The 20,104-nt window shown below is 71.7% G+C and carries 17 protein-coding genes; 9 read left to right on the top strand and 8 right to left on the bottom strand.

Annotated features, from left to right (window positions below):
• Window positions 1-128: 128 nt before the first annotated feature.
• Genes HCU73_RS03915 through HCU73_RS03925 form a run of 3 tightly spaced genes read left to right on the top strand, consistent with a single transcriptional unit; the run spans window position 129 to window position 3,540 of the window.
• A complete protein-coding gene (locus tag HCU73_RS03915; RefSeq protein WP_168622077.1) occupies window positions 129-1,091 on the top strand; it encodes a TAXI family TRAP transporter solute-binding subunit in 963 nt (320 codons plus the stop codon).
• On the top strand, window positions 1,088-1,561 hold the full coding sequence (locus HCU73_RS03920) for a DUF1850 domain-containing protein (RefSeq protein WP_338051970.1): 474 nt from the start codon (window positions 1,088-1,090) through the stop codon (window positions 1,559-1,561). Before HCU73_RS03915 ends, HCU73_RS03920 begins: the two co-directional genes overlap by 4 nt.
• On the top strand, window positions 1,561-3,540 hold the full coding sequence (locus HCU73_RS03925) for a TRAP transporter permease (RefSeq protein ID WP_168622078.1): 1,980 nt from the start codon (window positions 1,561-1,563) through the stop codon (window positions 3,538-3,540). Before HCU73_RS03920 ends, HCU73_RS03925 begins: the two co-directional genes overlap by 1 nt.
• Before the next feature lie 16 nt (window positions 3,541-3,556).
• Here HCU73_RS03925 and HCU73_RS03930 read toward each other — a convergent pair whose 3' ends face one another.
• From HCU73_RS03930 to HCU73_RS03950, 5 genes are read right to left on the bottom strand one after another with little or no spacing between them, the layout of a single operon-like run.
• Window positions 3,557-3,799: a DUF2934 domain-containing protein gene (locus HCU73_RS03930; protein ID WP_168622079.1), complete on the bottom strand. Its 243-nt coding sequence runs from the start codon at window positions 3,797-3,799 to the stop codon at window positions 3,557-3,559.
• Between the two features lie 15 nt (window positions 3,800-3,814).
• The gene (locus HCU73_RS03935; protein WP_168622080.1) at window positions 3,815-5,074 is read right to left on the bottom strand and encodes an ABC transporter permease; all 1,260 of its coding nucleotides are present in this window, start codon (window positions 5,072-5,074) and stop codon (window positions 3,815-3,817) included.
• Window positions 5,071-6,198 (bottom strand): ABC transporter permease, encoded by a 1,128-nt coding sequence (locus tag HCU73_RS03940; protein WP_168622081.1) that lies wholly within the window; start codon window positions 6,196-6,198, stop codon window positions 5,071-5,073. Before HCU73_RS03940 ends, HCU73_RS03935 begins: the two co-directional genes overlap by 4 nt.
• Window positions 6,195-7,706 (bottom strand): ABC transporter ATP-binding protein, encoded by a 1,512-nt coding sequence (locus tag HCU73_RS03945; RefSeq protein WP_168622082.1) that lies wholly within the window; start codon window positions 7,704-7,706, stop codon window positions 6,195-6,197. The genes HCU73_RS03940 and HCU73_RS03945 overlap by 4 nt, the downstream gene beginning before the upstream one ends.
• A 15-nt stretch (window positions 7,707-7,721) precedes the next feature.
• A complete protein-coding gene (locus tag HCU73_RS03950; protein ID WP_239025429.1) occupies window positions 7,722-8,744 on the bottom strand; it encodes a BMP family lipoprotein in 1,023 nt (340 codons plus the stop codon).
• A 205-nt stretch (window positions 8,745-8,949) separates the two neighbouring features.
• On the opposite strand from HCU73_RS03950, the gene HCU73_RS03955 reads away from it, so the two are divergent.
• On the top strand, window positions 8,950-10,875 hold the full coding sequence (locus HCU73_RS03955; protein ID WP_168622084.1) for an acyl CoA:acetate/3-ketoacid CoA transferase: 1,926 nt from the start codon (window positions 8,950-8,952) through the stop codon (window positions 10,873-10,875).
• Here HCU73_RS03955 and HCU73_RS03960 read toward each other — a convergent pair whose 3' ends face one another.
• Both HCU73_RS03960 and HCU73_RS03965 read right to left on the bottom strand, forming a co-directional pair.
• A complete protein-coding gene (locus HCU73_RS03960; protein ID WP_168622085.1) occupies window positions 10,876-12,057 on the bottom strand; it encodes a LysR family transcriptional regulator in 1,182 nt (393 codons plus the stop codon). It abuts the gene before it with no gap.
• On the bottom strand, window positions 12,054-12,935 hold the full coding sequence (locus tag HCU73_RS03965; protein ID WP_210730463.1) for a DUF1932 domain-containing protein: 882 nt from the start codon (window positions 12,933-12,935) through the stop codon (window positions 12,054-12,056). The genes HCU73_RS03960 and HCU73_RS03965 overlap by 4 nt, the downstream gene beginning before the upstream one ends.
• Window positions 12,936-13,091: 156 nt before the next feature.
• Between HCU73_RS03965 and HCU73_RS03970 the strand changes: the two genes are divergently transcribed.
• Genes HCU73_RS03970 through HCU73_RS03980 form a run of 3 tightly spaced genes read left to right on the top strand, consistent with a single transcriptional unit; the run spans window position 13,092 to window position 15,638 of the window.
• On the top strand, window positions 13,092-13,823 hold the full coding sequence (locus HCU73_RS03970) for a PIG-L deacetylase family protein (protein ID WP_168622086.1): 732 nt from the start codon (window positions 13,092-13,094) through the stop codon (window positions 13,821-13,823).
• 15 nt (window positions 13,824-13,838) lie between these two features.
• Window positions 13,839-14,510 (top strand): 4-carboxy-4-hydroxy-2-oxoadipate aldolase/oxaloacetate decarboxylase, encoded by a 672-nt coding sequence (locus HCU73_RS03975; protein ID WP_168622087.1) that lies wholly within the window; start codon window positions 13,839-13,841, stop codon window positions 14,508-14,510.
• A 60-nt stretch (window positions 14,511-14,570) separates the two neighbouring features.
• Window positions 14,571-15,638: a 4-oxalomesaconate tautomerase gene (locus tag HCU73_RS03980; RefSeq protein ID WP_338051971.1), complete on the top strand. Its 1,068-nt coding sequence runs from the start codon at window positions 14,571-14,573 to the stop codon at window positions 15,636-15,638.
• 164 nt (window positions 15,639-15,802) lie between these two features.
• Here the strand turns inward: HCU73_RS03980 and HCU73_RS03985 are convergent, their stop codons facing one another.
• Window positions 15,803-16,669, bottom strand: coding sequence for a LysR family transcriptional regulator (locus HCU73_RS03985; protein ID WP_168622088.1), 867 nt, complete (start codon window positions 16,667-16,669; stop codon window positions 15,803-15,805).
• 128 nt (window positions 16,670-16,797) lie between these two features.
• Between HCU73_RS03985 and urtA the strand changes: the two genes are divergently transcribed.
• Both urtA and urtB read left to right on the top strand, forming a co-directional pair.
• Window positions 16,798-18,066 carry an urea ABC transporter substrate-binding protein gene (gene urtA, locus HCU73_RS03990; protein ID WP_239025430.1) on the top strand — a complete coding sequence of 423 codons (1,269 nt, stop codon included), beginning with the start codon at window positions 16,798-16,800 and terminating at the stop codon, window positions 18,064-18,066.
• Between the two features lie 69 nt (window positions 18,067-18,135).
• Window positions 18,136-20,103: an urea ABC transporter permease subunit UrtB gene (urtB, locus tag HCU73_RS03995; RefSeq protein ID WP_168622090.1), complete on the top strand. Its 1,968-nt coding sequence runs from the start codon at window positions 18,136-18,138 to the stop codon at window positions 20,101-20,103.
• The last annotated feature ends 1 nt before the right edge of the window (window position 20,104 follow it).

The following is a 20,104-nucleotide window of genomic DNA, read 5'->3' on the forward strand; positions in this document are numbered from 1 at the left end:
CTTGCGGCTGCACAAATCGCGGGCATCGCACAACCCTGCCGTGTATCGCGCCAGAGCGGGGTTGGCGCGCGCCGAAGAATTCCGTAAATCGACCCCACAACAAAATGTGATCAGGGAGGAAAATGATCATGAAACTCGTCCAGGCCCTCGCGGCCAGCACCCTCGTCGCCCTCGCGGTTCCGGCCGTGGCGCAGGAACAGCTGTCGATCGCCACCGGCGGCACCGGCGGCGTCTACTACCCGATGGGCGGCGGTCTCGCCGAGATCATCAACGCCAATGTCGACGGCTACTCGGCCACCGCCGAGGTGACGGGCGCCTCGGTCGAGAACATGGGCCTGATCGCCACCGGCGACGCCGATCTCGCCATCGCGCTGGCCGACACCGTGGCGCAGGCCTACAGTGGCACCGGCCGCTTCGAGGGCCAGCAGCTGCCGATGGTGCGCGGCCTCGCCTCAATGTACGCCAACATGGTCCAGATCGTCGCGCTGGAAAGCAGCGGCATCACCTCGCTGCAGGACCTCGTCGGCCGCCGCGTGTCGGTCGGCGCGCCGGGCTCGGGCACCGAGGTCAACGCCGACGCCATCCTGCAGGCCAACGGCATCAGCTATGACGACATCGACGAACAGCGCCTGAACTTCAACGAGACCGCCGACGCGCTGGCCAACGGCGACATCGACGCGGGCTTCTGGTCCGTGGGCGCGCCGACCTCGTCGATCCTGAACCTGTCGACGACCAACGACATCGTCATCATCCAGCTGACCGAGGAAGAGCTGGCCGCCGCCCAGGCCGCCGACGCGACCTTTGCCGTGACCACGCTGGCCGGCGGTACCTACACCGGCGTCGACGCCGACATCACCGTGCTCGGCATCCCGAACGTGCTGGTCGTGTCGTCCGAGATGTCGGACGATCTCGCCTACGCGATCACCCGCGCGATGTTCGAGAACATCGCCGACCTGCAGGCGGTCCACCCGGCGGCGAACGAGACCACGGTCGAGTTCACCATGTCGGCCACGCCCGTCCCGCTGCACCCCGGCGCGATCCGCTACTACGAGGAAATCGGCGCCGCGATCCCGGACGACCTGCGTCCGTGACGGCCAGGTCGGGAGGGGGGCTTGCCGCCCTCCTCCTGCTCGCCGCCCTCGGCGCCGCCCACGCCGGTGAGCTTGTGGCCACCCGCGAGGACGGCACCGAGATCGCCCGCCTGACCGTCCCCGAGGGGGCGGGCTGGTGCATCCTGTGGAACCATTCGGTGCAGGGCTTCCCGGTGACGGACTGCTACGAGAACCGCGGCGGGCACATGGTGCTGGTGCGCTCGCGCCAGCCCGACTTCGCCGCCGGGCTCGGGCATATCCCGGGTCGCGGGCGGCAGGTGTCGGACGGGCAGGGGGGCTACTGGATCCTCGACATCGACGAGCCGGTTCCGGGTGACGCCTATGTGCTGCGCCCCGGGGCGGGGCCCGTCGACCACCGGCTGCAGGTCGGCGACACCATCGTGTCGCTGTCGGCCGCGGCCCCGCGCGAGCGCGTGCGGATCGCACTGATCACAAGGGACGAGAACTGATGGTCACCGACACCCACCTGCCGCAGGAGCCCGTCCAGCCCCGCTTCGTGCTGCGCGCGATCGCCGTCATCGGCATCCTGCTGTCGCTGTTCCAGCTCTACGCCGCGGGCCTGCAGCCGCTCGGCCTGTTCTTCCAGCGGCCGATCCACCTCGGGTTCATCCTCGTCCTGTGCTTCCTGATCTACCCGGTCTGGGGCCCCGCGCGGCGCCGCGGCCCGCTCGGCTGGGCCATCGACGGCACGCTGATCGCGGGCGGCGTGCTGGTCGGCGCCTGGGTGCCGATCAACATCGACATCATCGCCAACCAGATCTTTCCGCGCGACATCGACGTCATCGTCGGCATCCTGACCATCGTCGTGGTGCTCGAGGCCGCGCGCCGGGCCGTGGGCCTGGGCATGACCATCATCGGCGCGGTGTTCCTCGCCTATGCCTTCGCCGGCAGCCGGGGCGAGCTGCCCTTCCTCGCCGACTGGATGCCCGGCATCCTGAACCACCGCGGCTATTCGCTGGAACGCGTGGCCAGCCAGATGACGCTGGGGGCCGAGGGCATCTTCGGCCTGCCGCTGGGCGTGGCCGCGACCTTCATCTTCGTCTTCGTCCTGTTCGGCGCCTTCCTCGAGGTGACGGGCGCGGGCAAGTTCTTCATCGACCTCGCCTATGCCGCCACCGGCAAGCAGCGCGGCGGCCCGGCCAAGGCGGCGGTGATCGCGTCGGCCGGCATGGGGTCGATCTCGGGCTCGGCCATCGCCAACGTGGTGACGACGGGCGCCTTCACCATCCCGCTGATGAAGAAGCTCGGCTACCGGCCCGCGCAGGCGGGCGGCATCGAGGCCGCGGCCTCGACCGGCGGGCAGATCATGCCGCCGCTGATGGGGGCGGGGGCGTTCCTGATGTCGGAATTCACCCGCGTCCCCTATTCCGAGATCGTGCTGGTCTCGATCTTCCCGGCCTTCCTCTATTTCGGGGCGGTCTACCTCCTGGTGCACATCGCCGCCGTCAAGCAGGGCATGACCGGCATGAGCGCCGACGAGCTGCCCAGCGTGCGAAAGGTGCTGGCCGAGGGCTGGCATTTCCTGCTGCCGCTGGTGGCGCTGACCTGGCTGCTGGTGGCGGGCTATTCGCCGATGCGGGTGGGTTTCTACGCCATCGTCTCGGTCATCGCGGCGGCCTCGGCCAAGGCGCTGTGGGTGTTCCTGTCGGACCGGCCCAGCTGGGAGGGCTTCGTCGCGCTGTGCGGGCGGGGCCTGACCCTGACGCTGCAGGCGCTGGAACTGGGCGCGCGCAACGCGGTCGCGGTGTCGATGGCCTGCGCGGTGGCGGGAATCATCGTGGGGGTCGTGGGCCTGACGGGCCTGGGGCTCAAGTTCTCGGCGATGATGATCGCCTTCTCGGGCGGCAACCTGTTCCTCGCGCTGGTGCTGGTGCTGATCGCCAGCCTGATCCTCGGCATGGGCCTGCCGGTGACGGCGGCCTACATCGTCCTGATCATCCTCGTCGGCCCGGCCCTGACCGAGGAATTCGGCGTGCCGCTCCTGATCGCGCACCTGGTGGTGTTCTGGTATTCGCAGGACAGCAACGTCACCCCGCCCGTGGCGCTGGCGGGGTTCGCGGGGGCCGCCATCGCCGGGTCGAAACCGATGGAGACCAGCCTGCAGGCGTGGAAGTTCGCCAAGGGCCTCTACCTGATCCCGCTGTTCATGGTCTACAACGAGTCGATCATCTACGGCGGGCCGCTGCCGCTGGTTCTGTGGAACGGGTTCATCGCCATCGTCGCGCTGGTGGGCTTCGCCGCCGCGCTGGAGGGGTTCCTGTTCCGCACAATGCCGCTCTGGCAGCGCGTGCTGCTGGTGCCGGGCGTGGTCGCGGTGTTCTGGCCCGACCTCACGATCGAGGCGGCGGGCACCGCGCTGATCCTTGTCCTGCTGGCGCTGAACTGGTGGGGCGGCCGCGGCGCCGTGGCCGGACCGCGGACCGCCTGACGCCCGCGGGGCCGCCTTACCCGGGGCTCCGGCCCTTGCCGGTGCCGCGGCCCTTGGCGGTCGGCGCCGGGCCGCCGGCCGGCTTGCGCGGGGCGCGGGCGGGTTTCGGCGCCGGCTTCGGGGCCTCGGCCCCGGTGCCCAGCGCGGCCCGGGCGCGGTGCCAGTGCGCCTCGTCCCGGCCCTGCGGCCGGCCCTCCGCGATCCAGATGTAATAGGCGGCGGTGCGGATCGCCTCGTCGTCGGGCTGTCTGCCTGCCATGCCGGTCCTCCCCTTCTAGTCCTTGACGTAGGGCTTGCCGTCCGCCGCCGGCGGGCGGGCCCGGCCGACCAGCCCCGCCACCACGACGATGGTGGCGATGTAGGGGGCCATGGCCAGGAACTCGGACGGGATCGGTGTCTGCAACAGCGCCAGTTTCTGCTGCAACGAATCGGTGAAGCCGAACACCAGCGCCGCCATCAGCGCGCCCACCGGGTGCCAGCGCCCGAAGATCATCGCCGCCAGCCCGATGAAGCCGCGCCCGCCGGTCATGTTCTCGTCGAAGCGGCCGACCGACCCCAGCGTGAACCACGCCCCGCCGAAGCCCGCGACCATGCCGCCCAGCGTGACGTGGATGTAGCGGGTGCGGTAGACGTCGATGCCCAGCGTGTCGGCGGCGCGCGGGTGCTCGCCCACCGCCCGGGCGCGCAGGCCGTGGGCGGTGTGGAACAGGTAGTAGGTCGACACCGCGACCATCACCAGCGCGCCGTAGACGAAGATGTTCTGGTCGAACAGCATCGGCCCGATCACGGGGATGTCGCCCAGCACCGGGATCTTCCACGACCGGAACACGGGGGCGTTGTTCAGGTGCCGCATCTCGGCAAAGACCTGGCTCGAGACGTAGCTGGTCAGCCCGAGGACGAAGAGGTTGATCACCACGCCTGCGATGATCTGGTCCATCCGGTAGGTGACGACGAGCGCGGCCAAAAGGAAGCCGAACACCCCCCCGACCGCCACCGCCGACACGAGGCCCCCCCAGCCGCCGATCACCGAGCCCATCAGCGCGCCCGTGAAGGCGCCGGCAAGCAGCATCCCCTCGACCGCGATGTTCACCACCGCCACCCGCTCGCACAGCGTGGCCGCCAGCCCCCCGAGCGCGATCGGCACCGCGCGCACCATGGTGGCCTGCAACATGCCGGTCAGCGAGAACGCCTTGCCCGCCGTCGCCCAGACCAGGAAGGCCATCACGAACAGCGCCAGCCCGACGCCCAGCGACAGGGTCGTCCAGCGCCCGCCGCCGCGCAGGAACTGCCGCGCGCCGAGAAAGGCCGTCAGCGCGGCGGCGATCTGGATGACCGGCAGGGCGGGCACGATCAGGTCGCCCAGCACCCAGGCGTCGCGGGGGCGCGACAGGCGGAAGGTCGCGTCGCCCGCGGCGTCCCCGAACAGGAGCAGGATGACGCCCGCCAGCACGATCAGCGCCGCGCCCGTGCCCCGCTTGCGGCGGAGCGCGCCGAGGTCGGCCACGGCGGGCGCGCGCGGGTCGATCGCCGTCATCGCGCGCCCCCCTTGTCGCGGCGGCGGAAGCCCCAGGGGAAGATCGCCCGCACGAGGAGCGGCGCCGCGATGAACACGATGATGAGGGCCTGGATGATGCCGATCAGGTCGATGGAGACGCCCGCGTCCACCTGCATCTGCCGCCCGCCCGCCTCGAGCGCCCCGAACAGGAGCCCGGCGAACAGCACGCCCACCGGGTGCGACCGGCCCAGAAGCGCCACCGCGATGGCGTCGAAGCCGATGCCGGCGGAAAAGCCCGGGGTCGCCCGGCCCAGCACCCCCAGCACCTGGTTCGCGCCCGCCAGCCCCGCCAGCGCGCCCGCCAGCGCCATCGCCAGCACGATCACCAGCGAGGCCCTGATCCCCGCGTAGCGCGCGGCGTCGGGGTTGGCGCCGCTGGCGCGGAACTCGAAGCCGAGCTTGGACCGGAACAGGAGCCAGTGCACCGCCCAGACCGCCAGCAGCATCAGGAAGATGCCGGCATGGACCCGCAGGTTGGGGTCGAGCCAGTCCAGCAGGCGGGGCAGTTCGGCGTTCGGCGGCACGGACCGCGACACCGGGTCCGACCGCCCCTCGCGCTGCACCCAGTCGAGGCTCAGCATCCAGTCCAGCAGGCGGTAGGAAATGAGGTTGAGCATGATGGTGGAAATCACCTCGTGCGCCCCCGTCGCCGCGCGCAGGTATCCCGCGATCGCGGCGTAGAGCGCGCCGGTCAGCGCGCCCGCAAGCAGGCAGAGCGGCATCAGGACAGGGAAGGGCAGGCCCGGGAAGCTGAAGCCGAAGATCACGGCGGCCAGCCCGCCCATCAGGAGCTGCCCCTCGGCCCCGATGTTGAAAAGCCCGGTGCGGAACCCCAGCGCCAGGCCCAACGCCGCCAGCACCAGCGGCACGGCGGCCGTCAGCGTCTCGGACAGGGCGCCGAGCGAGCCCACCGACCCCTGCAGCAGCGCGACGTAGGACCGCCCGATGGTGGCCATGTCCACCCCCGTCGCCAGCATGGTCAGCGCGCCCAGGATCAGCGCGACCGCCACCGCGAAGAGCGGCACGATCACGAGATCCTCGAATTCCGCCCGTCCCGGCGCGGCCCGTTGCAGCAGGCTGTCCACCGCCCCCCGGTCGCTCATGGCGCGGCCCCCGCCATGGCGAGGCCCACCGCCGCCTTGTCGGGCGGCGCGGCGCTCGCGTCGAACTCGGCCACGATGCGGCCCTTGAACATCACCACGATCCGGTCGGCCAGCGACAGGATCTCGTCCAGCTCGGAGGACATGATCAGCACCCCGTCGCCCTCGGCCCGCGCCGCCATCAGACGGGCGTGGATGTATTCGATCGAGCCGACGTCGAGGCCGCGCGTCGGCTGCGCCGCGATCACCAGCTTGGTGTCCCGCATCAGCTCGCGCGCGACGATCAGCTTCTGCTGGTTGCCGCCCGACAGGTGCCCGGCCTGCGCGAACACGGTGGGCGTGCGCACGTCGAAGGCCTCGGCCGCCTCGGCCGCCCAGCGGTTCACCGCGCGCCAGTCCATCGCGGGGCCGTTGGAGAAGCGGTCGGAATAGTAGCTGTCGAGCACCATGTTCTCGGCCACGGTGAAGTCGGTCACGAGGCCCATGCGCTGCCGGTCCTCGGGGATATGGGCCATGCCCATGGCGTGCCGGGCGCGGGGGCTGGCATCGGTGATGTCCTGCCCGTCGAACAGGATGCGCCCCGTGACCGCGGGCCGGAGCCCCGTGATCGCCTCGATCAGCGCGGTCTGCCCGTTGCCCTGCACCCCCGCGATGCCCAGCACCTCGCCGGCATGGACCGTCAGGCTGACGCCGTCGACGGCCACCTCGCCGGTGTCGTGCAGCACGGTCAGCCCCGCCACCTCCAGCCGCGGGGCGCCGGGGGTGAAGGCGGTCCGCTCCACCTCGAAGCGGACCGGCCGGCCGACCATGATCTCGGCCAGCTCGGCCCGGCTCATCGCGCCGGGGTCGCCGCCGCCGACGATGCGGCCCGCGCGCAGCACACTCACGCGGTCGGCGATCTCGAGGATCTCCATCAGCTTGTGGGTGATGAAGATGATCGCCTTGCCGTCATCCCGCAGCGCCCGGACGATCTGGAAGAACTCCTCCACCTCCTGCGGGGTCAGGACGGCGGTGGGTTCGTCGAAAATCAGGACGCGGGCCGACCGGAACAGCACCTTGAGGATCTCGACCCGCTGCTGCACGCCCACCGGCAGGTCCTCGATCCGGGCGTCGGGGTCGACGGTCAGGCCGTAGGTCTCGCCGATCTCGCGCACCTTCGCCCGCGCGGCGGCAAGGTCGAGCCGGTTCAGCGCGGCCACCGGCTCCACCCCCAGCACCACGTTCTCGGCCACGGTGAAGACGGGGACCAGCATGAAGTGCTGGTGCACCATGCCGATCCCCGCCGCGATGGCGTCGCCGGGGCCCGCGAAGGCGACCGTCCGGCCGTCGATCACGATCTCGCCCTCGTCGGGGCGGTAGAGCCCGCACAGCACGTTCATCAGGGTCGATTTCCCGGCCCCGTTCTCGCCGAGGAGGCCCAGCACCTCGCCGCCCTTCGCCACGAGGTCCACGGCCTCGTTGGCGATGACCGGGCCGAAGCGCTTGGTGATCCCCCTCAGCTCCACGTCCATGGTGCGGGCCCGCGCCTACATGCCCCCGACGGCGATGGAGCCGTCGATGATGCCCGCGCGCACGGTGGCCAGCTCCTCGGCCAGCGCGGCCGGAACGGACCCCTCGAAGTCGTGGAAGGGCGCGATGTCCACCCCGCCGTTCTCGAGCGTGCCGACGATGACGCCGCCCTCGAAGGTGCCGGCAATGGCCTGCTCGATCACCTGGAACACGGTCGCATCCATGCGCTTCATGATCGAGGTCAGGTAGACCTGCCCGCGCTCGGGGTCGGTCAGGTAGAGGTCGGCGTCGACGCCGATGATCATAAGCTCGTCGGGGCCAAGCTCCGCCGCCAGCGCCGCCGAGCCGAGGCCCACCGGCCCCGCCACCGGCAGCACGATGTCGGCGCCCTCGTCGTAGAGGTTCTGCGCGAAGGCGCGGCCGTCATCGAGCGAATCGAAGTTGTTGGTGAACAGCCCCTCGCGGGTGTCGGGGTCCCAGCCCAGCACGGTGACACTGGTGCCGTGGACGCCGTTGTAGTGGTCCACCCCCCAGGCGAAGCCGTCCATGAAGATCGTCACCGGCGGGATGTTGATGCCGCCGAAGACGCCGAGGATGCCGGTCTCGGTCATCCCCGCCGCCAGGTAGCCCGCGAGGAAGGCCGCCTCGTCGGTGGCATAGACCTGCCCCAGCACGTTCGGGATCGCCGGGTCGTAGGCGTAGTCGACGATCGAGAACATCTGGTCGGGGTTGGCCAGCGCCGCGGCCTGCGTGGCGTCGCCGAGCAGGAAGCCGATGGTGAAGATCACGTCGCACTGGCCGCCGAGCAGCGAGGTGATGTTGGCCTCGTAATCCGTCTCGGCCTGGGATTCGAGGAAGCGGGCGTCGATGCCCAGCTGCCCCTGCGCGTCCAGCACGCCCTGCCAGGCGGTCTGGTTGAAGCTGTTGTCGTCGATCCCGCCGGTGTCGGTGATCTGGCAGGCGGTGAAGGCCCCGGCCTCGGTGGCGAGGCCGAGCGCCAGCGGCAGGCAAATCGCTGCGCGTGTGATCCTGTGGGTCATGTCCATCCTCCTCTGGGCTGCGACCGCGCGGCTGCGCCGGTCTGCAAACCCCTGGCCCTGCGGGAGGACGAGCCTCCCCCCTGGGCCGAGAATCGGCCAAGCGCCCCCGGCCCGCATTGATGGCCGACAACGCGCGGGCGCCGGTCCCCGCTGGACAAGGGCGGGGGCGGCGGTGAACCATCCGCCCGCAAGGGGAGAGACAGCCATGCGCAGGAAAACCGTCTCGGCCGCCGACGCGGCGGCGCTGATCCAGGACGGGGATACCGTCACCACCTCGGGCTTCGTCGGCATCGGCGTGCCCGACGCGCTGCTGGCCGCCGTCGAGGCGCGGTTCCTGGCCACCGGCCACCCCCGCGACCTGTCGCTGGTCTTTGCCGCGGGGCAGGGGGACGGCGGCGAGAAGGGGCTGAACCGGCTCGGCCACGAGGGGCTCCTGCGGCGCGTCGTCGGCGGGCACTGGGGCCTGATCCCGCGCGTCGCCCGGCTCGCCGTCGAGGGCAAGATCGAGGGCTGGAACCTCCCGCAGGGCTGCATCAGCCAGCTGTTCCGCGACGCCGCCGCCGGCAAGCCGGGGATGCTGTCCAAGGTGGGGCTGGAAACCTTCGTCGACCCGCGGCAGGGCGGCGGCGCGATCAACGCCCGCTCGACCGAGCCGCAGGTGCGGCTGATGGAGATCGACGGCGAGGAGGTGCTCTACTACCCCGCGCCGCGGCTGACGGTGGCGCTCCTGCGCGGCACCACGGCGGACGAGGCCGGCAACATCACCATGGAGCGCGAGGCGCTGGTGATCGACAACCTCGCGCAGGCGATGGCGGTCAGGAACGCGGGCGGCGTCGTGATCGTGCAGGTGGAGCGGCTGGCGCGCGGGCGCAGCCTGCCCGCCCGCGAGGTGCAGATCCCCGGAATCCTTGTCGACGCTGTGGTGGTCGCCCCGCCCGAGCTGCACATGCAGACCTACCGCACCGCCTTTTCCCACGCCTTCACCAACCGTATCCGCCCCCCCGCGGGGGAGATCGCGCCGATGCCGCTCGACGAGCGCAAGGTGATCGCCCGGCGCTGCGCCTTCGAGCTGCCGGTGAACGGGGTCATCAACCTCGGGATCGGGATGCCCGAGGGCGTCGCCGCCGTCGCCGCCGAGGAGGGGCTCTTGGAGCACGTCACGCTGACGGCCGAGCCCGGCGTGATCGGCGGGCAGCCCGCCTCGGGCCTCGACTTCGGCGCGGCGGTGGACGTGGACGCGGTGCTGCCGCAGAACGCGCAGTTCGATTTCTACGACGGCGGCGGGCTCGACATGGCCTGCCTCGGGCTGGCGCAGGCGGATGCGGCGGGCAACGTGAACGTCTCGCGCTTCGGCCCGCGGCTGGCCGGGGCGGGGGGCTTCATCAACATCAGCCAGAACGCCCGCGCGCTGGTCTTTGCCGGCACCTTCACCGCCAAGGGGCTGGACGTGACCGTCGCGGACGGGGCGCTGGCGATCCGGGCCGAGGGCGCGTCGCGCAAGCTGCTGGCAGAGGTGGAGCAGGTGACGTTTTCCGGCGCCCGGGCCGCGCGGCTGGGGCGGCCGGTGCTCTACGTCACCGAACGCTGCGTGTTCCGCCTGCGGGCCGACGGTCTCCAGCTGATCGAGGTCGCGCCGGGGGTGGACCTTGACCGCGACATCCTCGGGCAGATGGGGTTCCGCCCCATCGTCGAAGAGGTGGCGCAGATGGACCCGCGCCTGTTCCGCGCCGGGCCGATGGACCTGAAGCGCGAGCTGCTGCACCTCGACCTGCCCGACCGGATCGCGCTGGATGCCGACCGCCGCCGCCTCTTCATCAACTTCGAGAAGATGCGCGTGCGCGGCCGCGAGGACGTGGACCTGATCCGCCGGCAAGTCGAGGCCGTCTGCGCGCCGCTGCCCGACAAGGTGGACGTGGTGGTGAACTACGACGGCTTCCGGCTGGATGACGAGGTGGCGCGGGACTACGCGGCGATGGTCGCGGACCTCGAGGCGCGGTTCTACCGCACCGTCACGCGCTACTCCGGCTCGGCCTTCATGCGGCTCAAGCTGGGCGAGACGCTGGCGGGCGCGGCGCCGCATATCTTCGAGACGCGCGAGGCGGCGCAGGCCTTTCTCGACCGCGGCGCGTGATCACCCGGTCAGGCGCGCCGCGACGGCCCGGATTTCCCGCACCAGCGCGGCCTGCGCGGCGGTCGGCAGCCAGCCGGCCCGGTGCGTGATGCCGATGGCGCGGCCGGGCCAGTCCACCCCGGTGTCGAGCCGCACCAGCAGGCCACGGTCGACCTCGGCGGCCGCCTGCTGGTCCGAGATGCAGCCGAGCAGGTCGCTCCGCCCCAGGAGCTCCCGCATCAGCAGGATCGAGCCGCATTCCACCAGGCTGTCGGGCAGGGGCAGGCCGCGGGCCGCGAACAGCGCGTCGAACTGCGCCCGCGACGGCGTGCCCTCGCGCGGGACCGCCCATGCGTAGCCCGCCAGCCGGTCGAGCGACACGCGCCCCGCGCCCGCCAGCGCGTGCCCCGGCCGCGCCAGCACCGACAGCCGGTCCTCGAACAGCGGCTCCTGCACCACGTCGCCGATCGGCAGGGGCACGCGCAGCGCGCCGAGGATCAGGTCGATGTCGCCGCGGCGCAGCCCCGCCAGCATCTCATCGTAGGGCCCGTCGATCACGGTGATCCGCTGGCGCGGGCGGTGCGCGCGGAACCATGCCAGCGCCTCGGGCAGGATCACCGAGCGCGACAAAGGCAGGGCGCCCACGACGATGCGGCCGGCCTCCCGCCCGTCGATCTCGGCCAGCTCCGCCTCGGCCTGCGCGATCTCGGAAAAGGCCAGCTGCGCCGCGCGGGCCAGCCCGCGGCCGGCGCGGGTGGGCACCACGCCGAGCGAGGTCTTTTCGAACAGGGCGCGGCCCGCCCCGGCCTCGAGGTCGCGCACCGCGCGGTGGACGGTGGGCTGCGCGAGGCCGAGCGCGCGGGCGGCCAGCGTGTAGTTCTGCGCCTCGGCCATGGCGGCCAGCGCCTGCAGCTGCGCGTGGCTGGCCGTCACCGCCAGCCGGGGCGACAGCTCGGCCAGCGCGGCGTCGAGACGGCCCATCGCCCGGGCGATGCGCGCGGCCAGCACCGCGCCGCGCGGGGTCAGGGTAAACCCCCCGGGCGTCCGGTCGAACAGCGCGCCGCCCGCGGCCTGCTCCAGCTTGGCCAGCGCCTGGGTGACGGCGGGCTGCGACAGCCCGCAGCGGTCGGCGGCCCGCGTCGGCGAGCGCAGCTCGGCCACCGCCAGGAACACCCGCAGGTGCCTGAGGTTGCGCGGGATCACAGCCGGGCGAGCACGCGGTCGGCCCGCGCGATCAGCTCGTCCTCGCCGGGGTCGGCGCCGAGGGCCGCGATGGCCGCCTGCCACCGGGCCGAGCCACGGCTCATCGCGTCGGGCAGGCCGAGGTCCGCCACGGTGCGGGCGACCTCCTGCATCTCGGCGGCGCGGCGGGTGCCGTGGACCATCATCCGCTCGAGGTTGTAGGCCCCGCGCCCGCGCCAGTCGATGCCGGGGTCCGACGCCTCGAGCGAGGCGATCACCTCGGCCTCGACGCCGGCGCGCCGGGCGGCGAGGAAGCATTCGGCGGTCAGCGCCTCCAGCCCCTTGATCATCACCGAGCGCAGCATCTTGATCGACGACGCCTGCCCGATCCGGTCGCCCGCCTGCGTCGGCCGCATGTCGAGCGCGCGCAGCACCGCGCAGGCCTCGGCCGCGTGCGGCCCCGACACCAGCAGCGGCACGTGGTGGCGCTTGGGGTAGACCGGCGCCATCACGGCCACGTCGACGTAGCGCCCGCCCGCCGCCTCGATGCATTTCGCCGCCGCGGCCTTGGTGCCCGGCGCGCAGGAGTTGCAGTCGAACCAGAGCGCGCCGCGGGACAGGGCGGGCGCCGCGGCCTCGGCGGCGGCCAGCGCCTGGTCGGCGGTCACGGTGCTGAACACGGCCCGGGCACCGGCCACCGCCGCGGCGGGTGTCGCGGCCCCGGTGACGCCGTGGGCGGCGTAGCGCGCCTGCATCCCGTCGCGCGCGGCGGCGGCGTCGGTCTTGACGTCATAGGCGGAGACATGGGCGGGCCTGCCCTCGTCCCAGCCCGTCAGGAAGGCCGTCGCGGCCTCGCCGAAGCCGATGAAGGCAAGATGCGTCAAGGGGTTGTCTGTCATGGGGTCGTCCGTCCTCTGCCCTGTTCCGGCCCGCCGTCCCGGGCGGGTGCGCGGGCAGTATAGCCCTGCCTTATGCCGGGGGGCAGGCTTCGAATTTGCCGACGCGGCGCGCGGGTGCGACAAGGCCGCCACAGGACCGACCGGAGGGGAGCCCCCATGACCAGCCCGAAGACCGCCCTCGTGATTTCCGCCCACGCCGCCGATTTCGTCTGGCGCGCGGGGGGTGCGATCGCGCTGCACGCCGAGATGGGCTACGAGGTGACGGTGGCCTGCCTGTCCTTCGGCGAGCGCGGCGAGAGCGCGAAGCTGTGGAAGGAGGGCAAGGGCCTGGAGGAGGTCAAGGCGATCCGCCGGGCCGAGGCCGAGGCGGCGGCCGCGGTGCTGGGGGTGCACCGGCTGGAGTGCTTCGACCTGGGCGACTATCCCCTCCACCTCGAGCGGGAGGACAAGTTCCGGCTTGTCGACCTGATCCGCGAGGTGCAGCCGGCCTGGATGATGAGCCACAGCGCCTACGACCCCTACAACACCGACCACATGTACATGACGCAGGTCGCGCTGGAGGCGCGGATGGTGGCGCAGGCCTGGGGGCACAACCCGGGGCAGAAGGTGCTGGGCGCGCCGCAGCTCTACCTGTTCGAGCCGCACCAGACCGAGCAGATGGGGTGGAAGCCGGACGTGTTCCTCGACATCACGCCGGTCTGGGACAGGAAGCGCGCCGCGATGGAGCACATGAACGGGCAGGTGCACCTGTGGGATTATTATACAAGAGTCGCCCAGCAGCGCGCCAACCACTTCAAGCGCAACTCGGGCGGGCAGTCGGGCGGGCGCGACTGCAAGTACGCGGAGGGGTTCCAGTCGATCTTTCCGCGCACGGTGGACGAGCTGTAACGGGAGGGCGGGCGCATGGGCGTGGTGGTGCGGGACATTCCGCGGGCGGACAGGCAGGTCATTGAAAAGCTTGGGCAAGCGGGCGTCGCCACGGTGCACGAGGCGCAGGGGCGCACGGGGCTGATGGGCGCGCGGATGCGGCCGATCCAGATGGACAAGGGCATCGCGGGAAGTGCGGTGACGATCAGCGCGCCGCCGGGCGACAACTGGATGATCCACGTCGCCATCGAGCAGCTGCAGGAGGGCGACATCCTGGTGCTGGCGCCCACGGCGCCCTGCGACATGGGCTATTTCGGCGACCTGCTGGCGACCTCGGCGATGGCGCGGGGGTGCCGGGCGCTGGTGATCGACGCGGGCGTGCGGGACACCAGGGACTTGAGAAACATGGGGTTTCTGGTCTGGTCCACGGCGGTCAGCGCGCAGGGCACGGTCAAGGAAACGCTGGGGTCGGTGAACGTGCCGGTGGTCTGCGCCGGTGCGGCGGTGGCGCCGGGCGACGTGATCGTGGCCGATGACGACGGCGTCTGCGTGGTGCGCCGGGAGGATGCCGAGACGGTGCTGGCGGCGGCGGAAAAGCGGGTCGCGGGCGAGGCGGCGCGGCGGGCGCGGCTGGCGGCGGGCGAGCTGGGCCTCGACATCTACGACATGCGCGGGCGGCTGGCGGAGAAGGGGCTCAGGTATGTCTGACCGGGCGGGGCACAGGGCGTACACAGCCTGTACACACCCGGTACACCGGCGGGGGCGCAGGTGAGCGGCGGCATCCCCTGCCTATGGATGCGGGGCGGCACGTCGAAGGGGGCCTATTTCCTGGCCGCCGACCTGCCCGGCGACAGGGCGGAGATCGACGACCTTCTCCTGCGGGTCATGGGCAGCCCCGACCCGCGCCAGATCGACGGGATCGGGGGGGCGGACCCGCTGACCTCCAAGGTCGCGATCCTGTCGCCCTCGGGGCGGGCGGATGCGGATGTGGACTACCTGTTCCTGCAGGTCTTCGTCGACCGGGCGCTGGTCAGTGACGCGCAGGGCTGCGGCAACATCCTGGCGGGCGTGGGCCCGGCGGCCATCGAGCGCGGGCTGGTGCCGGCGCGGGACGGCGAGACGCCGGTGCGCATCCACATGGTGAACACGGGCGAGGTGGCGGTCGCCCGCGTCGCCACGCCGGGGGGCGTGGTCAGCTACGAGGGCACAGCGCGGATCGACGGGGTGCCCGGGCGCCATGCGGGCGTGCCGCTGATGTTCACCGGGCTGGAGGGGTCGATGACGGGCGGCGCGATGCTGCCCACCGGGAACGCGGTGGACGTGATCGGGGGCGTCGCCTGCACGCTGATCGACATGGGGATGCCGATTGTGGTGATGGACGCGGCCGATTTCAGGATCACGGGGCAGGAGAGCCGCGAGGTGTTGGACGGGGACGCGGGCCTGAAGGCGCGGATCGAGGCGATCCGGCTGGAGGCCGGGCCGATGATGAACCTCGGGGACGTGACCGAGAAGAGCGTGCCGAAGATGACGCTGGTGTCCGCCCCGGTGGCGGGCGGCGCGATTTCCACCCGCAGCTTCATCCCGCACCGCTGCCACGCCACCATCGGCGTCTTTGCCGCGGTCAGCGTCGCCGCGGCCTGCGTGCTGCCCGAGGGGCCGGCGGCGCGGCGGGCGGTGCTGCCGCCGGACGGGCTGTTCCGGGTGGAGCACCCCACGGGCGCGGCCGAGGTGATGCTGGAGCGCGACGCCGCGGGCCGGATCACCGGGGCGGGCACGCTGCGCACCGCGCGCAAGCTGATGGACGGGTTGGTGTTTCCCGGGCCGGTGCGGGCGTAGACCGGGCCCCGGCCCGGTGGCCCCACGGCTGACTGCGGGGGTGCCGCGAAGTGCGGGAGAGGGCACCGGGACAAGGCCCGGTCTACGGGGGGCCGCGTCGGGTCGCCGGGCAGAGCGCCGGTCCACGGGGGCGGCAGCGTCGGGCCGCCGGGCCAAGGCCCGGTCTACGCCACCGCCTCGTCCAGCCGGCGCTGGAGCACCGTCAGGAACGCCTGCGCGGGGCGGATCATCGGCACCCGCGCGGCGCGCAGGACGCAGAGTTGCACGTCGCCGAGGGGCAGGGGCAGGCGCGCGGGGGCCGTGGTCCCGGCCTCGAACACGGTTTCGGGAAAGAGCGCGACCCGCGGGCTGCCGGGGAGCTGCTGCGCCAGCTGCGCGGCGGGCAGGGCCGAGACGGTGCCCTCGGCCAGCCTGTGCCGGCGCAACAGGTGGCTGATCGCGACGCGCGACCCGGTGCCCTCGGGCGGCATCAGGAGGCGGCCGGCGACCAGGTCCCAGAGCCCGCCGGGGGCGGGCCCGGCGCGGGCGCCCTGCCAGGCGACGAGCGCGAGGCGCTGGGCGTGGACCACCTCGAGCGCGTCGTCGGTTTCCGGGTTGGTCAGCAGCGCGAGGTCGGCCTCGCGCCGGTGCAGGGGCAGGGCGCTGTCGGCGGTGCCGATCTCGACCGAGACGCCGGGAAACGCCTCCTCGAACTCGCGCACGGCGGCCAGCAGCGTGCCCGCGCCGATGTCCGAGCCCAGCGACAGGCGCAGCACGCCGCTGAGGCCCTCGCGCAGGTTCACCAGCTGGGCGCGGAAGTCGTCGAACTCGGTCAGGTGGCGGTCGATCAGGTCGAGCAGCAGCTCGCCCGCCGCGGTCAGGCGCACGCCGCCCGGCACCCGGTCGAAGACGGGCAGCCCCATCTCCTCCTCGAAGCCCTGCACCGACCGGTTCAGCGCCGAGGGCGAAACCGCCAGCAGTTCCGCGGCCTTGCGGATCGAGCCGGTGCGCTGGATGAGCCGAATGGCCCGGTAGATCCTGAGGTGGCGCATGGGCGTCTGTCCCGGGGTGGTGCAGAAAACGCACCACGGTGGCGCCAAAATAACGGCAGACAACAGCGGGTCAATCCGGGTTCACTTTGCTGCGGCAGCGAAATGCCTGCTTGAGAACCTGGGACGAAATGATGAAAAAACTCCTCCTTGCCAGTGCCTTGTCCGTCGTTTCCGCACATGCCGCGAGCGCGGAAATCCGAGTCGGCATCCTGCACTCGCTGACCGGCACCATGGCGATTTCGGAAACCACGCTGCGCGACGTGATGCTGATGCTGATCGAGCAGCAGAACGCGGCCGGCGGCCTTCTGGGCCAGGAGATCGTGCCGGTGGTCGTCGACCCCGCGTCGGACTGGCCGCTGTTCGCCGAGCGCGCGCGCGAGCTTCTGACGGTGCATGACGTGGACGTGATCTTCGGCTGCTGGACGAGCGTCAGCCGCAAGTCGGTGCTGCCGGTGATCGAGGAACTGAACGGGCTGATGTTCTACCCGGTGCAGTACGAGGGCGAGGAAAGCTCGCGCAACGTGTTCTACACCGGCGCCGCGCCGAACCAGCAGGCGATCCCGGCGGTGGACTACTACCTGGAGGAGCTGGGCGTCGAGGTCTTCGCGCTGCTCGGCACCGACTACGTGTACCCGCGGACGACGAACCGCATCCTCGAGCAGTACCTGCTCGACGCGGGCATCCCGCAGGAGAACATCTTCGTCAACTACACGCCCTTCGGCCATTCCGACTGGTCGTCGATCGTGGCCGACGTGGTCGCGCTGGGCGAGGGCGGGCAGCAGGTCGGCGTGATCTCGACGATCAACGGCGACGCCAACGTGGGCTTCTACGCCGAGCTTGCCGCGCAGGGCGTGTCGGCCGACGACATCCCCGTCGTCGCCTTCTCGGTCGGTGAGGAGGAGCTGGCGGGCTTCGACACCGCGCCGCTGGCCGGCCACCTGGCCGCGTGGAACTACTTCATGTCGGCGGACACGCCCGAGAACGAGGCCTTCATCGAGGCCTGGCACGCCTTCATCGGCGACGAGAACCGCCCGACCAACGACCCGATGGAGGCCCATTACATCGGCTTCAACATGTGGGTGCAGGCGGTCGAGGCTGCGGGCACGACCGACGTGGATGCGGTGCGCGAGGCGATGTACGGCATCCAGGTGCCGAACCTGACCGGGGGCGTGGCCGAGATGCTGCCGAACCACCACCTGACCAAGCCGGTGCTGATCGGCGAGATCCGCGCGGACGGCCAGTTCGACATCATCAGCCAGACCGACCCGGTGCCGGGCGACGCCTGGACCGACTACCTGGCGGAATCGGCGGTGCTCGAGTCCGACTGGCCGGGGCTGGGCTGCGGGATGTACAACACCGAGACGCAGAGCTGCGTCCAGATCCAGTCGAACTACTGAGCCCATGCTTGCGGCGGGCGGTCCCCGAGGGGGCCGCCCGCATCCTTTTTCCCGAGCAGTCCCCGCACCATGATACGTCACGTCCTCGCCGCGCTGGTCGGCGTCCTTCTCCTCGCGCTGCCCGCGCCCCGGGCCGAGGCGCAGGAGGCCACGGGCGAGCTGCAGGCGCTGCTGCAGTCCCGCGCCGAGCTGGTGGCCGACGCCTCGCGCCGCACAGTGCAGGAGGTGCTCGACCTGCTGGTCGACAGCGAGCTGCCCGAGGTGCCGCGGTTCCTGGCGACCTGGGCCGCGCGCGAGGTCTACCGGCGCAACGCCGACGGGCTGTTCGTCTATGTCGAGGACGGCGACGCCACCCCCCTGACGCTGATTGACATTTCCACCGGCGCGGTGGTCGGCGCCGCCACCAGCCGCGAGGTGACGCAGCTGCGCCCCAACCGCGGCGTGCAGACGGTGATCGCCTCGGCGCTGGTCGCCTTCCAGCTGGCCTCGGACGACCCGGCCGAGCGGCTGGCCGCGCTCGACGCCATCGACGACGCGCCGGACGAGACGCACCTGCCGCTGTTGCGGGAGCTGTTGCAGACCGAGACCGACGAGGACGTCATCGCGGTGGCCGAGGTGCTGCTGCCGAAGCTGGTGATCGCCTTCGACCGCGACGACGCCGACCGGGTCGCCGCCATCGAGAGCCTTGCGGGCAACGTGAGCCTTGCCGCGCGGGCCACGCTGAACCCGCTGCTGGCCACCACGGCGGGCGTCGGCACGGCGCTGCCCGAGGGCGAGAACCTCGCCCGCGTGCTGGAGCCCGGCGGCGACATCGCGCGCGAGGCAGCCTATGCGATGCTGGTCGAGGCCGGGCTGGCGCCGCCGCTGGTCAGCCGCGCGCAGATCCGCGACACGCTGGCCGCGAACGTGGTCGACGGGCGCGTGGGCGGGATGCCCGTGGGCCAGCTGAACACCGAGGCCGCACGCGACCGGGCCTATGCCGTGCTGGTGGAGGCCGGCGTCGCCCAGCCCGCCCCGACCGAAGCCGAGGTGGAGGCCGCGCTGGCGTCGCACGTGTTCTACGAGACCTACCGCGAGCCGTCGCAGGCCGTGACGGATGCCGCCCGCGCCACGCTGGACGGGATCGAGACGCGGGTGGGCCTTTACCGCGTGTTCGACCTGTCGCTGGACGGGCTGTCGCTGGCGTCGATCTACTTCCTCGCGGCCATCGGGCTGGCCATCACCTTCGGCGTCATGGGGGTCATCAACATGGCCCATGGCGAGTTCATCATGATCGGCGCCTACACCGGCTATGTCGTGCAGACGCTGGTGCCCGACTACACCCTGTCCATCGCCATCGCGATCCCGCTGGCCTTTGCCGTGACCTTCGGCGGCGGCGTGGCGATGGAGCGGCTGGTGATCCGCTGGCTGTATCACCGGCCGCTGGAGACGCTGCTGGCGACCTTCGGCATCTCGATCGCGCTGCAGCAGATCGTGCGGCAGATCTTCGGCACGCAGGCCCGGCCGCTGACGCCGCCCGAGTGGCTGGCGGGGTCGGTGTCGCTGAACGACGTGGTGTCGATCAGTTCGATCCGCATCGCCATTTTCGTCCTCGGCGCGGTGTTCTTCGTGCTGCTGTGGCTGATCCTGAACCGCACCCGGCTGGGGCTGGAGGTGCGGGCGGTGACGCAGAACCCGCGCATGGCGGCGTCGATGGGCATCAACCCCGACCGGATCAACATGCTGACCTTCGGCCTCGGCTCGGGCATCGCGGGGATCGCGGGGGTGGCCATCGGGCTGTTCGCGCAGGTGGTGCCTGACCTCGGGTCCAACTACATCGTGCAGAGCTTCATGACGGTGGTCGTGGGGGGCGTCGGCAACATCTTCGGGACGCTGATCGGGGCCGGCATGATCGGCGGCCTGCAGAAGTTCATCGAGTGGCTGAACCCGACCAACACGCTGGCCGCCCAGACCTACATGATCCTGTTCGTGATCCTGTTCATCCAGTTCCGTCCGCGCGGCATCATCGCGCTGCGCGGCCGTGCGGCGGGGGATTGAG

The sequence above is a fragment of the Roseicyclus persicicus genome, assembly GCF_012395815.1.
GTDB classification, from domain to species: Bacteria; Pseudomonadota; Alphaproteobacteria; order Rhodobacterales; family Rhodobacteraceae; genus Roseicyclus; species Roseicyclus persicicus.

Coding starts and splice junctions, on each gene's coding strand:
- HCU73_RS03975 (WP_168622087.1), top strand. CDS start 13,839: ATGGGCGTGGTGGTGCGGGACATTCCGCGGGCGGACAGGCAGGTCATT.
- urtA (WP_239025430.1), top strand. CDS start 16,798: ATGATGAAAAAACTCCTCCTTGCCAGTGCCTTGTCCGTCGTTTCCGCA.
- HCU73_RS03915 (WP_168622077.1), top strand. CDS start 129: ATGAAACTCGTCCAGGCCCTCGCGGCCAGCACCCTCGTCGCCCTCGCG.
- HCU73_RS03935 (WP_168622080.1), bottom strand. CDS start 5,074: ATGACGGCGATCGACCCGCGCGCGCCCGCCGTGGCCGACCTCGGCGCG.
- HCU73_RS03985 (WP_168622088.1), bottom strand. CDS start 16,669: ATGCGCCACCTCAGGATCTACCGGGCCATTCGGCTCATCCAGCGCACC.
- HCU73_RS03925 (WP_168622078.1), top strand. CDS start 1,561: ATGGTCACCGACACCCACCTGCCGCAGGAGCCCGTCCAGCCCCGCTTC.
- HCU73_RS03930 (WP_168622079.1), bottom strand. CDS start 3,799: ATGGCAGGCAGACAGCCCGACGACGAGGCGATCCGCACCGCCGCCTAT.
- HCU73_RS03950 (WP_239025429.1), bottom strand. CDS start 8,744: ATGACCCACAGGATCACACGCGCAGCGATTTGCCTGCCGCTGGCGCTC.
- HCU73_RS03955 (WP_168622084.1), top strand. CDS start 8,950: ATGCGCAGGAAAACCGTCTCGGCCGCCGACGCGGCGGCGCTGATCCAG.
- urtB (WP_168622090.1), top strand. CDS start 18,136: ATGATACGTCACGTCCTCGCCGCGCTGGTCGGCGTCCTTCTCCTCGCG.
- HCU73_RS03940 (WP_168622081.1), bottom strand. CDS start 6,198: ATGAGCGACCGGGGGGCGGTGGACAGCCTGCTGCAACGGGCCGCGCCG.
- HCU73_RS03970 (WP_168622086.1), top strand. CDS start 13,092: ATGACCAGCCCGAAGACCGCCCTCGTGATTTCCGCCCACGCCGCCGAT.
- HCU73_RS03945 (WP_168622082.1), bottom strand. CDS start 7,706: ATGGACGTGGAGCTGAGGGGGATCACCAAGCGCTTCGGCCCGGTCATC.
- HCU73_RS03965 (WP_210730463.1), bottom strand. CDS start 12,935: ATGACAGACAACCCCTTGACGCATCTTGCCTTCATCGGCTTCGGCGAG.